The organism is Ruegeria sp. CDSA236 (assembly GCF_059611285.1).
Window position 1 is genome coordinate 210,796 of record NZ_JBXWPG010000003.1, and the last position, 15,300, is coordinate 226,095.

Here is a 15,300-nt window from a genome sequence, read left to right on the forward strand (position 1 = left end):
TCTTTCGACAGAAACTCGGGTGACTCGAAGAAAGTGGATTTCTGTCTGGCAAACACTGTTTTGTGTTCTGACACCCTATCCACTAGGGATGGTGTTGCATTTAGCAGGAAGCGAGCCGACCTATGCATAACATCATTGCACGAAGAAACTTCGCCGTTGCGGTAGCCGAAGAGGCGGGCGCGCTTGCACTAGAGTATTTTGCTTCCAGAGACACCTTGGTCATTGATCAAAAAGGCGCACAAGACTGGGTCAGCGAGGCGGATCGCAACGTCGAAACCTTCATTCGTCAAAAGATTATGAACTCTTTTCCCGATGATGGGATTTATGGCGAAGAACACGCCGAAAAAGCTGGCTCCAGCGGTTTTGACTGGGTGATCGATCCGATTGATGGGACAACGAACTTCGTCAATGGCATTCCGGCCTGGACGATTGTCTTAGCGGGCGTCTCAGACAGTCAGACGCAGGTCGGTGTGATTTTCGAGCCAAACGTTGGTGAAACTTACGTGGCGGTCCGAGGCGAAGGTGCCACTTTGAATGGACACGCCATGCAGGTTGCCTCAAGCGTGGAACTTGCAAGTGGAACCGTCTCAATTGGCTATTCGAACCGGGTCGAAGCATCAAAGGTCATTCCGGTGATTGCGGCCCTTATCGAACGTGGCGCTCTCTATCATCGCAATGCAAGCGGTGCGCTTTCGCTGGCCTATGTCGCGGCGGGACGTCTATTGGGGTACATTGAAGAGCACATGAACGCCTGGGATTGCCTCGCCGGTCAGTTGATGATCGCCGAAGCAGGTGGCGAGATCGAGGATCAAGACGCCGACGGGATGATCCGGGACGGTGGTCGCGTGATCGCTGGCACACCGGCCGTGTTCGAGACCTTGAAAATGATCTGCGACGACGCTTGGAACGAATGACGTCGTTCAGGTAATCGGGCTCGACCCGAATTCAGGTTGAAGAGTTTTAATATCCGCGCGCCAGAAGTGGCCCTGCCCAGGTTGCACAAACAGCCGATCGATTTTCTTCCCTGCAAGATGGCATCAAAGCGGTGTTCCGACCGCGCCGTGGTTTAAAATGGCCAAGTCTCTTCTGTCGTGGTTTTTGACGATTGACAGGACTGTTCGAACGATACGCAGTTGCGCAGCATGGGCAGTTTCCCAACTGCAGAAGCTGGACTTGGGGGCCTTGAAGAAGGTGTAAGCAGCGGACCTTGAATATCGAGGGAGGAAGGAACCCGGTAGTGCTTCGGTCGTTCTCTCCCAACCCAGGTTCGGAATTCGTGACCAGCCCCAAAGGCTTTGCAAGGATAGCGTCTGTATCGGACGCTTTTCGCTCGGTACTGGACCAGATATCTGTCACGCTAGACATGGTCTTACTTTGTGAAAATGTGTCGGCTCGGGCGCGGCCAATTTCACTCAAACCCTATTCGGTGACTGGTTTCTCTGGCTCAAGGACGACCTCCGGGTGAGAGACGACTAAAAGTTTACCCACGTCACCCTTCCGGCAACAGAACGGGGCCACGTTCGGCAAAAGACATTTTGACTTCCGAGCCGATTTCCAGTGGCTCGTCCACGTCGTCCTGCACAGCAAATACCTGCCCGAAGGCACCGGCCAGAGTGTACTCCATCCGCACGCCAACATAGGTCGCCTTGGCAACTTTGGCCGGGATGCCGATATCAGATCCAATCAATATCCGTGACGGGCGCACGGCCAGTGTTGCGGGACCAGGCGTTAGGCCACGAGAGGGGAGTGTGTGTTGATAGCCCTCGATTTCGATCGTGGCTAAATCGCCTTTGACGGAATAAATAGTGCAGCTGATCAGGTTAGCCTCACCAATGAAATCGGCCACAAACCGGTCAACCGGCGCATCATAGAGTTTACGCGGCGTGCCGATCTGTGCGATGGCAGCGTTGCGCATGACGACAATCTCATCTGAAACGGCAAGGGCTTCTTCCTGATCGTGAGTCACATAGACGACGGTCAAACCGAGATCTTGCTGAATGGCGCGGATATCTTCGCGCACCTGGCGGCGCAGTTTTGCATCGAGGTTTGAGAGAGGTTCGTCAAAGAGCAAAACCTGCGGTTCCAAAACCAACGCACGAGCGACGGCAACGCGCTGTTGCTGCCCCCCGGAGAGTTCACTTGGCAAACGGTTGTCGAAGCCCTTCAGGCCAACCAAGTCTAACCCATGCAGCGCGCGCGATCGGGACTCGCGCTTGTCGAAGCCGGAAAAGGTCAACCCATACATGACGTTTTCCAGCACGCTCATATGAGGAAAAAGCGCGTAGGATTGGAATACCATCGACACGTCACGGTCGGTAGCGGGTAATTTGGTCACGTCTCGGTCGCCGATCAGAATTCGGCCCGAGGTCGCCATTTCCAGACCTGCGATCATGCGCAACGTCGTCGTTTTGCCGCAACCAGAAGGGCCCAAAAGCGTCACCAACTTGCCGGCCTGGACGTGTAGATCGATGCTGTCGACAGCCACCACATCCCTGCCGAACACTTTCGAAACCCCCTCGAAACGAACAGGCGCGGCTTTATTTGCTATAGTCGTTTCGGTCATGTCGTTTTCTCTGTCCCGAGTTGTGTACGTCGCCCGATCTGAACACGGCCCACGAGGATTTGTAACATCCCGACTGCCGCCAACATCACGAAGATCAGCGTTGTGGAATATGCGATTGCAAGACCGTAATCGTTGTTTTCGACCCGACCGATAATGTAGCTGGTAGCCATGTCATACTCTGCTGAAACAAGGAATATCACCGCCGAAATCGCCGTCATGGCCCGGACAAAACTGTAAACCAGCGCAGCTAGGATAGCGGGCCGTAAAAGAGGAAGAATTACCCGCCTGAAAGTCTGCCAGGAATTTGCACCGAGCGTCAGCGAAGACTCGTCAAGCGACTTGTCTAATTGTGACATAGACGCAATACCCGCGCGAACCCCAACCGGCATATTGCGGAAGATAAAGCTGACGACAAGGATAACGCCTGTGCCAGTGATCTCGATCGGGGGCACGTTGAATGCCAGGATATAGCTGACGCCAATAACCGTGCCGGGAATGGCGAAAGAGAGCATCGTACCAAACTCAAACGCATTCTTTCCCGCAAAACTTTGCCGTGTCAGCAGATAGGCAGTGACCAACCCTACGGCGGCCGTCAACGGTGCGGCAATGGCAGCAATGGTGATTGTGGTCCAGAAACTGTCCCAGGCGGCTCCGGTCCAGCGAATACCTTCTTCTTCGAAGCGAACCGAAAAGGCTGTGACGTAGTGCTTGAACGTCAGCGAGTTATCAACGCCCCACAGTTCGACGATACTTCCATAGATGATCATCCCGTAAACCACGGCAGTGAAAACCGCCCAGGCAATTGCAATGCCCAGAACCGGTATGGCAAGGCCGCGCGGCATCAAGGGGTGCACACCCGCGTCGCCCTTGCCGGAAACGGTGGTATAACTCTTTTTCCCCAGCCACGCGCGCTGCGCATAGAAGGCGGAAAGTGTGAAGAACAAGAGCACCATGGCCAGAACAGCAGCACGGCCCTGATCGTATTGCGCTCCGACGATGGCGAAGAAAATCTCGGTCGACAGCACATCGAAATTCCCGCCCAAAACAAGCGGGTTGCCAAAATCGGCCATGGATTCGATGAACCCAAGCAGGAAGGCATTGGCCAGGCCGGGACGCATCAGAGGCAGGGACACGGTTTTGAATGTTTGCCAACGATTGGCTCGAAGGGTTTGGGCGGCCTCTTCCATCGAAGGTGACACCCCTTCGACCACCCCGATCAAAACCAGAAAGGCGATCGGCGTAAATGCCAGAGTCTGAGCGATCAGCACCCCGGGCATGCCATAAAGCCAGCGCGTAGGCTGCACACCAAATATCTCAGCAACAAATTTGGTGACCGAACCGGAAAGCCCAAACAGCAGGATCAGTGCAAGACCAATCACGAAGGGCGGTGTGATAATCGGCAAAACTGTCAACGCGCGCATCCCGCGTTTAAAACGAAAACCTGACCGTGTGACGACAAGTGCAAAACATAGTCCAAGTGCCGTCGTGATGAAGCCCACAAGAACTGCAAGAAACAGAGAGTTCCACGCGGCGCCGCATTTGGCACCGGCAAAACAGCCCAAACCCCAAAGTCGGTCATCAAAGAATTTCGAGGCAAAAACCGAAACTGAATAGGCACCATCTTCGGTAACGAAGGCGGCAAACAACATCTTCGCAATTGGAAAGAAGACGAAAATTGTAACAATGGTGATTACGCCGCCAATTGCACTGACGACGAAAACGTCGCCGTTGATGGCACCGCGCGCCGCAATACCCTGAGTTAAAAGGAACAGGAACGCTGTGGCGCAGATCATCGCGCCGTATCCCATGCCGAACTGGCGGATCTTCGGTTCTCCGAACAGCGCCTTCATCCAGTCGAAATTGAACCCGCGAATGCCAATTGAGAACCCTTGCGCAATCAGCCAGCCAAAACCCAAGGCACCAGCCAAAATCAGGATACGTGCATATTGTGGATCGGACTTTGGTTTGCCGAGTATCAACAAAGGCAAGGTAAGCGGGACCAAAAGCGGCGTAAGCCACAGCTTTTCGCCCTGTCCGATCAGGAAAGCGGCAGGCGCATAATCTTCATCGAACGGATATCCATCGACCAGCCATACGAATGACCAAATGCCATCCTCCACCATGAACCATGGCAGCAGGCAGAATCCGACCCACCCGGCAACAATCCAGAAGATCAGAACCGGGTGGTTCGTTTTTGGTGTGGTGTCAGTCACTTACTGTGGCAGTACTGAGACCTCTTCGTCCCATTTCTGCAAGAGACGCTTGCGTTCGTCAGACGAGCCGTACTTTTTGAAGTCATAGTCAATAAGCTTGATCTGGCTCATGTCAGGTGCGCTTTCAGAGGTCTCCGAATTTTTGTTGGACGGAACCTGGAAGGCGTTAACCTCAAGCGCAAGGTTCTGGGCCTCGGGGCTGAGGGCCCAGTCATAGAACTTTTTGGCTTCTTCTTCATTTCGAGCGCCATCAATGATCGACATCGAGCCGATCTCATAGCCTGTGCCCTCGCATGGGGCCACGACCTTGACCGGAAAACCTGATACGGCCTGCTTGACCGCATCATGCATGAAGACGATACCGATGGTGTTCTCACCCCGGCCGGCGGCCTTGATTGGGGCTGAACCCGACTTGGTGTATTGGTTGATATTCGAATGTAGGCCCTTCATGAACTCAAAGCCGTCGTCTTCGCCAAATATCTGAACCATCGAGGCAAGCGTCGTATAAGCGGTGCCCGAGGAATTCGGGTTCGCCATTTGCACGTGCCCTTTATACTCGGGCTTCAGCAAGTCTTTCCAACATGCGGGCTCGGGCAAGCTGTTCGCGGCCAAGAGGTCGGAGTTATAACCGTAGCCGAGTGCGCCTGAATAAATTCCGATGGTTTTGTTACCTGCACTTTCAGCCTGCGAGATCGCCCAGTCGTGAAGCTGGTCACGCATCGGCGACACGTATTCCATCGTCAGGCCTTCTTCGGCGGCTTGCAAATGGGGATCACCGGTACCGCCCCACCATACATCGCCTTTAGGGTTAGAACTTTCCGCGCGAATTTGTGCAAACGTCTCGCCCGAGGACTTGCGGGTCATATTGACGTCTATGCCGGTGGCATCCTCGAAACTGCGCGCCATGAGTTGACACCAATCTTCCTGTGCCGAGCAGTAAAACGTCAGCTTCTCAGCTTGGGCCGCAGTTAGCGAAGCCGCAAATGCTATCAGCGATCCCGCCAGCGTCGTCGTCAGATTTTTCAATTTCTTTCCTCCCCTATGTGTCGTGCCGAAATTTTCAGCGCGATACTCGTCAATTCGTCGCTAGTGGCGGTCGCTCTAAGTCGCTAGTTGATCTAATTGCGTTGGCCAGATCAACATCCGACCAGCCTCCCAATGACAGAAGCAATCTCAACACTGTACTGCTGGTTCTGCAAGAAAATTCAACGAGCATTGGTTTTCTGCACCGGTGGGTTTTGAACCGCCAAGCCTGTTTACAGCACCAAGTTTGAGTATCGGGAGCGTATTTTGATGTCGCATTGTTTAGGCAGCCCTTTGCTGAGGCGGCCGCTTCCTCCAGCGTAGAGCAAGCATCGTATTTCGAACTTAAGATCTGCTTTTCGTCTGCAAACTAGGTCTCTGTGCGAGTGCTGCGAACTTCTGCTTTCCTGAAGGTTTTTCGATGCGGGCCGAGGTACAGCTTTGCCTTCGCCGCAACTGATGAAAAATGCTCGAAGCGCAGCTCAGGCTGAACAGCAAATACGCATAGCGTCGAGAATCGCGGCGTGCATATTGCGGCCTGCGATCGCGTCACCAATTCGGGCCAGATAGAACTGGCCATCCGGCTCGTCTTCCCTGAACGGGAATGAACCATTGATCAGCGCCTTGTGATCAACCTGCCCAAGGTTTCGCGAACTTGGCTTTAGATCGTGATAGAGCGCGTCCGTCGGGATTAGACCTTGCTCGACAACCACGTGGTCGACAAGACGCTTGGTGATATCACCGGTCAAGACATTGCGCAGGCTGGCGCACACCCGGTTTCCCTCTTGGCTTAGAGCACGGAGTTCGTGGAGGCAGGTAAAGGTCACCCCGTTGGCTGCCAGATCGCGCAAAGCAACGGCAGAGGTCGTTGGGCCAAGGTCATGCAGAATCGCCCGGTCGGGGGTCACAAGTTCGACGCTGTGGCCAGCGCCTGCCAACATGTCGGCAGTGACTGCCGCGGGATGGTCTCCAATCTCGTCGAACAATAGAACTTCGCCCGAGACACGCGCTTCTCCTGACAGAACCTCCCAACTGGAGAGCGCCAGATCGCCGCCCGGAATGGATACTGGCTCGGGCCATCCTCCGGTAGCAACAATGACTAATTCCGGGGCTTCTCTAAGCACGTCACCAGCCTCGACATAGGTATTCATGCGAAGATCAACACCAAGGGTGGTAACCTCGGAAATCAACCAATCGGCAACACCCCATATCTGCCTGCGTGTCCCGCCCTTGGCTGCCAAAACAAGCTGCCCCCCCAGCCGATCTGACGCCTCGAACAAAACCACATCGTGACCGCGCAAGGCACTGACCCGCGCTGCCTCCAGCCCGCCAGGTCCGCCGCCGACGACAACCACCTTCCTTCGGGTGCGGCTGGCAGGAATGACATGGGGTAAAGTTTGCTCCCGCCCGGTGGCGGCATTGTGTCCGCACACGGCGGGCTTGCCCTGATTGACCCGGTCCACGCAATACCCGAGGCCAACACAGGTACGGATACGATCCTCTTCCCCGCGTGCCAGTTTTGCCACCAAATAAGGATCAGCCATTTGGGCGCGCGTCATGCCGACCAGATCGACATGGCCGCCTGTAACCGCGTGGCGAGCCGTTGCAATGTCTGCGATGCCGCCTGCATGCAGAATCGGCAGGTTGACGGCTTCGCGGATGCGTCCGGCCACAGTAATATGCGGAGCGGCTGGCAGACCCATAGGACGCACCCATTCAGCAAGGCCAAGGTCATCGTAGGGTGCCCCGACCAGGATGTTGAGCAGGTCGACATGGCCACTATCTTCCAGCATCCGGGCGGCGGCAATGCAGTCCTCGGCGCTCAGCCCGCCCTCAATCAACTCATCGCCGGTGATGCGCATGGACAGTATGAACTTCGGACCGACCTCTGCGCGCACCGCATCCAATACCTGCAGGGTCAGGCGCATGCGGTTCTTCAACGTTCCACCAAAGGCATCGTCGCGTTGGTTGGTGAGTGGAGACAGAAACTGGCCCAGCAAATGCGAGTGGGACAGAAGCTCGATCCCATCGAACCCGCCCCGCTGACAACGTCGCGCCGCAGCGGCATAATCGCCGATCACTCGTTCAATGTCCTCTTGTTCCATTGCTTTGGGAAAGGCGCGGTGCGCGCGTTCGCGAACGCCGGACGGGGCAATAACCGGCAACCAATGCCCATCATCCCAAGCAGTGCGGCGTCCCATATGAGTGATTTGACACATGATAGCGGCCCCATGCAGATGCACGCCATCCGTGAGCTTCCGAAACCAGGGAACGATACTGTCGTCGCCGGCATAAAGCTGGCCGAATACCGAGGGGCTGTCGGCAGCGATATTTGTCGATCCTCCGATCATTGTCAGGGCGACGCCACCCTTGGCCTTTTCTTCGTGATACAGCCTGTAACGGTCTCGCGGATGACCATCTTCGACGTAATTGGGCGCGTGAGAGGTGCTGACGATACGGTTGCGCAGCGTCAGGTGCTTGAGCTGAAACGGATCAAGTAGTTTCGCCATGATCAACTCCCTTCGGTAATGACACCGGTCTAAAAACAGCTCCGGGTCGGGCCCGTTTGACAGCTTCTGTGACTGACAACGTTCGCTGTCAAAGCTATGCTACTTGGGAAATACGGGGAGAGAGTTCACTGTTTCCGACACTGATCCACAAAATGACGACCAGACCAAGAAAGGTGGAACGTCACTGACCTTTGACTCAATTGACAGCCAAAACCTCAATGAGTCGGAGGATCACGTCATTCAATTCTAACCTAAACATTGGGCATTTCTGACCCAGAAAGTATACGGTTAGAGTCTCAAATGAGCCCTAGCCATGGGGTCCAATCCTATTGAGACATGGCGTTAAGGATGAAAAGGGTAATACTCAAGGAGTTTCATGAACGCGTTGCTTAGCCGCCGAACCCCGCCGCCTCGGGAAGCCACGTGGATAAAGATGGGAATGCAAAGACGAGGATCAGGCCCAGCAGCATTAGCGCTGCATATGGCAAGGCGCCGCGAATGACCTCGTACAAAGGGGCTTTGGCAATGCCCTTGATGACGAAGAGATTCATCCCCACGGGAGGTGTGATCAGCGCAAGTTCGAGGTTGATCATTAGAAGGATGCCGTACCAAATTGGATCGATCCCCAATGCCAGCATGACAGGAAAAACGATTGGCGTCGTGATCAGGATGATCGAGATGGTCTCCAAAAACATGCCCAGCACCAGAATGAGTAGCATGACGGCTACGACAAACATGGCGGGGCTGAGGCCCATTGCCGTCACTTGTTCGACGATCTCTATGGGCAGGCGAATAATGGTTACGGCGTGACCAAACAGTGCCGCAGCAGCCAGGATCATGAACAGCATCGCCGTTGTGCCTACAGTCTCAAACGCAGTCACCCAAAGGTCGTTCAGACCGAAATTGCGGTAAACAACTACGCTGATGAACAGCGCGTAAAGGCAGCCAATAGAAGCTGCTTCAGTGGCCGTAAATACTCCGAGGTAGATTCCACCCAAAACCACCGGTGGCATCAACAAAGCCCAGATCGACTGTCTCATACGTGACCAAATAACGCCCATACCTGCAAATGGTTGAGAGACAACTGTGCCCCCAAACCCAGCGCTGACCATCGCCCAAACCGCGAATATGACAGCCATCATGATACCCGGCACCAACCCGGCTGGGAAAAGAGCTCCGATCGAGGCCTCGGTTACAATGGCATAGAGAATAAGAGGCCCAGAGGGAGGAATTAGAATCCCGAGCGTACCGCCCGCTGCAATCACACCGTAGGAATAGCTGGGGCTGTAGTTGAAGCGCTTCATCTACGGGATAGCGGTCGAGCCAATAGTTAAGTGCTGTGGCTACAGACGAACCGGAAATGGCTGCGAATATGGTGCAGGAGAGGATCGTGGCGACCCCAAGTCCACCACGCAAATGGCCGACCATTGCATTTGCTGCATCGTAAAGGTCCTTAATTGCCCAATAGCAGCCATTGATCGTGTATGCAGAGAACGTCAGCGATGAACCCATTTTGTGAGTCCGGTTTTCATGCTGCGTGCGCTCGCGGCGTGGGAAATGCTGCGGTAGCGTAAAGTATGGTGCTGTCGGGCAGCGGGAAAAGCCGCCATTCATGCAGAGTGCAGCAAGGATCAGGGACTGAATTTACGCACTGCGGACAAAGCGGACTTCTGCCGATAGTTTACTATCGTCTTCTGATCACATACTGGTATCATCAAGCCCGGCAAAAGGTCTGATCTGTCCGGAGGAGCAGACGCTCGCTTAAATGCCGCGAATATTGGCATCGGACCCAGGTGAAATCAAAGTGCAACCGTGCATAACACCGCGCAGTTCGGCGAGGCCGCGCATTCTGCCTATGAGCGGGTAGCCGGGCTGGGAAGGACGAGTGAGATCGTCCAGCAAAGCGTGGCCATGGTCCGGGCGCATGGGAATCTCATAATCTGATCGCCCCTGATTGCGGCGCCGCGTTTCTTCGACCATCAAGGCGCGAATTGTTGCAACCATATCTGTGTCTCCTGCCAAATGTTCAGACTCGGAAAAACTATGGCGATTGCGGTCGCTTGAACCGTCCCGCACGGTATTGCGAAGATGTACAAAGTGGATCCGATGGCCGTGCTGAGCAATGAAGGATACTGGGTCGAAGTCTTCGGCAACACCCAATGACCCGGTGCATAGCGTTGCTCCGTTTGCCGGGCTGTCAACGGCATCCAACACGGTCGCGTAATCACTTTGCGACGACATGACCCGTGGAAGCCCAAGCAGTGGAAAAGGTGGGTCATCTGGATGGCAACAGAGCCGGACACCGAGGTCTTCGGCCGTTGGAACAACCTCGGAAAGGAAATCAACCAGGTTGGAGCGGAGGGTTTCGGGCGTCACGCCAACATATGCGTCGAGGTTTCGTTTCACGTCCTCAAGAGACCAATTGTCGTTCGCCCCCGGCAAACCAGCGACGATATTGTTCGACAGTTTCAGGCGATCTCCATCACCCAGATCTGCAAACCGGGCCCGTGCGGCTTCTATGATCACCGCTGAATAATCTTGCTCCGCGCGTTGCCTGCATAGGATGAAACAATCGAACATGACAAAATCAAAGAGATCAAACCGCATTGCGTGCCCACCATGTGGCAGCGGATGGCTCAGGTCTGTGCGCGTCCAATCCAGCACTGGCATGAAGTTGTAGCAGACTGTGTGAATGCCACATTCGGCCAAATTACGTAGGCTTTCCTTGTACATTTCAAGGTGTTGCCTTACCGGGCCGGTTTGCGATTTGATCGCTTCGGACACCGGAACGCTTTCAACAACGTCCCAGGTCAATCCAGATGGAACGCCTCCGGGCTGCTCAATCTGTTGCTGCCGCTCTTTGATGTGCTCGACTGACCAAACCTCTCCTGTTGGAACATGGTGCAAGGCTGAGACGATGCCGGTTGCACCGGTTTGCCTGATTTCGCCAATGGAGATCGCATCAGAAGGGCCAAACCAGCGCCAAGTCTGTTTCATGATCTTGCTACTCCTTGATCAAGACGTATCACTAACCCGTCTCATCCTTACCAAGATCTAAGTTAACCGGGACGAGTGCGCCTTTGTGACGGACGACATGGCCTGCCAGACGACACCCCTTGCGTATGCCTGTTGCCAAATCATCCTGCCTAACAACGCTTACCAAGACACCTGCATTGAAACTGTCCCCTGCCGCAGTGGTATCGACAATGCCCCTCGCTGGATCAACGCCTACCTCTCCACGTTGACCTGCTTTTTGAAAAACCACAGGCTGCGCGCTGTTCTTGACGACAATCTGATCGACACCAGCCTTTGCATACCGATCCAGCGTCGCAATTGAATCGCCGTCCCCGAACCATACGGCTTCGTCATCATAAGATGGCAGAACGATATCGGATTGCGCAGCAGCTTTCATAACTGTGTCTGTCATTTCCTGCGGCGTAGACCAAAGCTGTGGTCTTAGATTTGTATCAAAGGCAACAGTCGTTCCGGATGCACGTGCACGACGCAACGCATCGAACAGCATTTCGCGTGATTGTGGATCGAGAATAGCGAGGGTTATTCCAGAAAAGTAGATTAAGTCTGCGCCCTTAACTGCCCGCCCGAGTGCAATCTCGTCGACCGCAAGTTGCCTGGCGGCAGAGTCGCTGCGCCAGTATGAAAAACTGCGCTCACCATTGCTGAGATGGATGAGATATAGCCCAATCGTTTTGCCCGCAATGACTTGGACGTGCGTGTCGGATATCCTGCTGTCTTTCATGAACGCCCGCAGATCCTGCGAAATCGCATCATCTCCGACAGCCGTCAGATAGTTGACGTCGATATCTGCGGCGATTTGTGCAAGATACCATGCTGTATTGAAGGTATCGCCCGCAAAACCAAGCTTGAATTCACCAAACCGTTCAGATGGGGCAAGTTCTGCCATGCATTCGCCGATTGCCAGTACACGCATATCAGTTACAGAAAATCATCGCGGCGGGGCGTGAAACTGTCGACCAATGTCCCAGGTTCCAGGCATGTGCAGCAATGGGTTTGGCCGGGCGGGATGACAAAACTTTCACCGGGGCCAAACTCTTGTTCGTGCTCACCCAATGTAAACCGAAATCGACCGCTTTCGACATAGGTCGCCTGCACATGCGGATGGCTGTGTAGAGCACCAATCGCCCCGGTCGCGTAAAACCGGAAGGCAACAACCATGAGGTCAGAATGATCAGATAGCACCTGCCGCGTGACATGTTCACCTGTAGAGACGATCGGGAAATTGGGCACAGGTTCTCTCCTTGCTTGTTAGGAAAACAGCATGCCACCGTTGAGATCAATGTTTGCGCCCGTGATGAAGGCACTGTCCTCGCAGGCCAGAAATAAAACGAGATTTGCAGCGTCATCGACATGACCCTGACGCTTTAGCGGTGCGTTGGCTTCAAAGCCGCGTCGACCAGCATCAGGTGTATGAACATTGTGAAAATCGGTATCGATCATGCCAGGACAAAGTGCATTCACACGAATGTCTGGGCCGACCTCTTTTGCCAAACCGCGTGTCATGGTCATGACCGCGCCCTTGGCTGTGGCATAGGCGACGGCACCCGGTCCACCACCATCGCGCCCGGCCTGACTGGCGAGATTGACGATAGTTCCAGACGTCATCCTGGACAGGCAAGCCTGCGTCATCAGGAATGTGCTGGTCAGATTCAGGCTCATCACGGCGTCCCAATGTTCAACAGACATTTCCGCAATGGTTTTGCGGGCGATCAGACCGCCTGCATTATTGACCAGAATATCGACGCCGCCAAAGGTTTCGACCGTGCGATACACAAGCGCGTCAACATCCGCCTTCTTGTTCAGGTCACCCTGCACGGCAATCGCCTTACCACCGTTGGCTTCGATTGCGGCAACAGCTTCATCCGCGCCGTTTGAGCTGGAAAAATAGTTGATCGCAACATTTGCGCCTTCAGAGGCGAGTTTGATCGCAACCGCGCGGCCAATATCACGGCCTCCTCCGGTTACAATGGCGGTTTTACCTGCAAGTTTCATGTCGGTCCTTCCTATTACAAAGCGCCAGCTTCGCTTGTGTCACGGGTTTCAGTTGGCGGCCCTCTCAGAGCGCTCACAGCGCAAGTTGAGACGCCATTATCGGAACGCCCCCGGCATAACTGCCTTTGGGAGCCACAGAATGATTTCGGGGAATGCCGCCAACAGAATGAGGATGACCAGCATTGGGGCAAGGATAAGCACGACCTCACGCAGGACTTGCACAACGTTTAGGCCGCCGATCGCTGCAGAGATGAGCAAACACAAGCCGTATGGCGGTGTCACCAGCCCGAAGGCAAGCGAGACAATGCCGATGATAGCGAAGGCGATCGGATCAACCCCACCCGCCTGCGCCACGGGCATCAGAACCGTGCCAAGAATGATGATTGTCGGGATTGCATCGATGAACAGGCCAAAGAGAAGAAACAGAAGGGCAATCAAGATAGCCGTTCCAAATGCCCCGAACTCCCAAGCAGTCAGAACACTGACAATCAGGCGCGGCGCATCGTAGAACGACAGTAGCCATCCGAATGCCGAGGCGGTGCCGATCGCAAACAGAGAGATGGCTGCAAATCGTGCGGTGTCATAGAGGATCGAACCCAAATCTCTGACAGTGACCGTCCGATAGACAAACATACCCAAGATCAGCGCATAACCCGCCGCAATGATTGCACTTTCAGTTGGTGTGACAAGACCACCTACAATACCGCCAATCACAAAGACCGGTGTCAAAAGGGCCAGTGCGGCGCCTTTCCAAGCGGCCCAGAATTCACCCCAGTTCGGCGTCGCCGTCACCGGGTAATTGCGGGCTTTTGCGAAACCATAGACCGTAGCCATCAAGGCGAGGCCAATCATCAGGCCCGGAATCGCGCCGCCCAAAAACAATGCGCCGACAGAGACCTGCATGACTCCGCCCCAAACGATCATCAAAATCGACGGCGGGATGATGACCCCCATCACCGAAGAGCAGGCCGTGATAGCAACGGCAAACCGCGTGTCGTACCCCTCTTTCTGCATGGCTGGGATCAGGATTTTTCCGATACCCGCCGCATCTGCTGTGGAAGATCCGGAGATACCAGCGAACAGCATCGACACAGCGACATTTACATGACCCAATCCGCCGGGCATCCAGCCGGTTAGCACACGGGCCAGTTCGATCAGCCGGTCGGTTACTTTGCCGGAATTCATCAGGTTGGCCGCCAGTAGAAAGAATGGAACGGCCAATAAGATGAAGGAGTTATAGGATTGGAACATCCGATCCAGCACGATGAACGGGGTCAGCCGCAGCTCAAGCAACACAACCGGGAGGGTCGCCAAACCCAATGCGAATGCCACTGGGATGCGGATGAAAATCAGCACCAGAAAGCCAGCAATAAGCATCGTGGCGGCAGTTGCAGTATCGAGGATCATGTCTGGCTGCTCTCTCGGTTTAGATATTTCGCGATGGTTTCGGACAACCGGTAGCCTGACAGGAGAAACCAAAACCCTCCAGCAATCGGGACCGATACGTGCGTGATCGCGAGGTTTGCACGCATCATTACAGATCGTTGGTTGCCCCCAAATTCGGTGTACTCGATGCCGTAAAATAGGAAGAAGCCCCCAAAAATCATGATGGCAACATGCACAACACCGTCTTGGAGGAGCCGCGGGAGTGAGCCAGTCGCATCCCGGGTGATCCGCACGTCAAAATGCGTGCCGTCCCAAACAGCGACAATAGACCCGATCATCACAATCCAGACGAACAGGAACGTCGCCAGTTCTTCGGTCCAAAGATAAGTTGGGATCAAACCGGTGTAGCGAGAGACAACTTGCATCGCGACCGGTATCGCCAATGCCCCCATCATCACGCCAAGCAATATACGAAGCCCAGTGCAGAACCTATCCAGATATTTTCCAAGCATGTTCCACCCTACATCGCAATGTGACGCGCCAAGCGCATCGGGATTTATGCCAACGGGCGAGTTTG

At 54.7% G+C, this 15,300-nt stretch carries 12 protein-coding genes and 1 pseudogene; 1 reads left to right on the plus strand and 12 read right to left on the minus strand.

Annotation, left to right across the window (positions count from 1 at the left end; translation table 11 throughout):
* Window positions 1–122: 122 nt before the first annotated feature.
* Complete coding sequence (locus tag AC2FLB_RS07070; RefSeq protein WP_496701367.1) at window positions 123–914, plus strand: inositol monophosphatase family protein; 792 nt, start codon at window positions 123–125, stop codon at window positions 912–914.
* A gap of 575 nt (window positions 915–1,489) precedes the next feature.
* Here the strand turns inward: AC2FLB_RS07070 and AC2FLB_RS07075 are convergent.
* The 12 genes and pseudogenes from AC2FLB_RS07075 to AC2FLB_RS07130 all read right to left on the minus strand — a co-directional run bounded on the left by AC2FLB_RS07075 (window position 1,490) and on the right by AC2FLB_RS07130 (window position 15,235).
* A complete protein-coding gene (locus AC2FLB_RS07075) occupies window positions 1,490–2,563 on the minus strand; it encodes an ABC transporter ATP-binding protein (RefSeq protein ID WP_496708934.1) in 1,074 nt (357 codons plus the stop codon).
* Window positions 2,560–4,776 carry an ABC transporter permease gene (locus AC2FLB_RS07080; RefSeq protein ID WP_496692016.1) on the minus strand — a complete coding sequence of 739 codons (2,217 nt, stop codon included), beginning with the start codon at window positions 4,774–4,776 and terminating at the stop codon, window positions 2,560–2,562. The genes AC2FLB_RS07075 and AC2FLB_RS07080 overlap by 4 nt, the downstream gene beginning before the upstream one ends.
* Window positions 4,777–5,802: an ABC transporter substrate-binding protein gene (locus AC2FLB_RS07085; RefSeq protein WP_142637631.1), complete on the minus strand. Its 1,026-nt coding sequence runs from the start codon at window positions 5,800–5,802 to the stop codon at window positions 4,777–4,779. It abuts the gene before it with no gap.
* Window positions 5,803–6,281: 479 nt separating this feature from the next.
* Entirely contained in the window at window positions 6,282–8,309 is a 2,028-nt protein-coding gene (locus tag AC2FLB_RS07090; protein WP_496692015.1) for an oxidoreductase, read from the minus strand.
* A gap of 389 nt (window positions 8,310–8,698) precedes the next feature.
* The gene (locus tag AC2FLB_RS07095; protein ID WP_496708935.1) at window positions 8,699–9,613 is read right to left on the minus strand and encodes a TRAP transporter large permease; all 915 of its coding nucleotides are present in this window, start codon (window positions 9,611–9,613) and stop codon (window positions 8,699–8,701) included.
* Between the two features lie 88 nt (window positions 9,614–9,701).
* Window positions 9,702–9,923: pseudogene (locus AC2FLB_RS07100) on the minus strand (hypothetical protein); the annotation flags it as partial.
* Between the two features lie 147 nt (window positions 9,924–10,070).
* Window positions 10,071–11,306, minus strand: coding sequence for a mannonate dehydratase (gene uxuA, locus AC2FLB_RS07105; RefSeq protein WP_496708936.1), 1,236 nt, complete (start codon window positions 11,304–11,306; stop codon window positions 10,071–10,073).
* Between the two features lie 31 nt (window positions 11,307–11,337).
* Complete coding sequence (locus AC2FLB_RS07110) at window positions 11,338–12,258, minus strand: sugar kinase (RefSeq protein ID WP_271952738.1); 921 nt, start codon at window positions 12,256–12,258, stop codon at window positions 11,338–11,340.
* Window positions 12,259–12,263: 5 nt separating this feature from the next.
* Entirely contained in the window at window positions 12,264–12,575 is a 312-nt protein-coding gene (locus AC2FLB_RS07115; protein ID WP_496708937.1) for a cupin domain-containing protein, read from the minus strand.
* Between the two features lie 18 nt (window positions 12,576–12,593).
* Window positions 12,594–13,337, minus strand: a complete 744-nt coding sequence (locus AC2FLB_RS07120; RefSeq protein WP_271952733.1) for an SDR family NAD(P)-dependent oxidoreductase — start codon at window positions 13,335–13,337, stop codon at window positions 12,594–12,596.
* A 96-nt stretch (window positions 13,338–13,433) separates the two neighbouring features.
* Window positions 13,434–14,744, minus strand: coding sequence for a TRAP transporter large permease (locus tag AC2FLB_RS07125; RefSeq protein ID WP_282022521.1), 1,311 nt, complete (start codon window positions 14,742–14,744; stop codon window positions 13,434–13,436).
* The gene (locus tag AC2FLB_RS07130; protein WP_496701377.1) at window positions 14,741–15,235 is read right to left on the minus strand and encodes a TRAP transporter small permease; all 495 of its coding nucleotides are present in this window, start codon (window positions 15,233–15,235) and stop codon (window positions 14,741–14,743) included. The genes AC2FLB_RS07125 and AC2FLB_RS07130 overlap by 4 nt, the downstream gene beginning before the upstream one ends.
* Window positions 15,236–15,300: the final 65 nt, after the last annotated feature.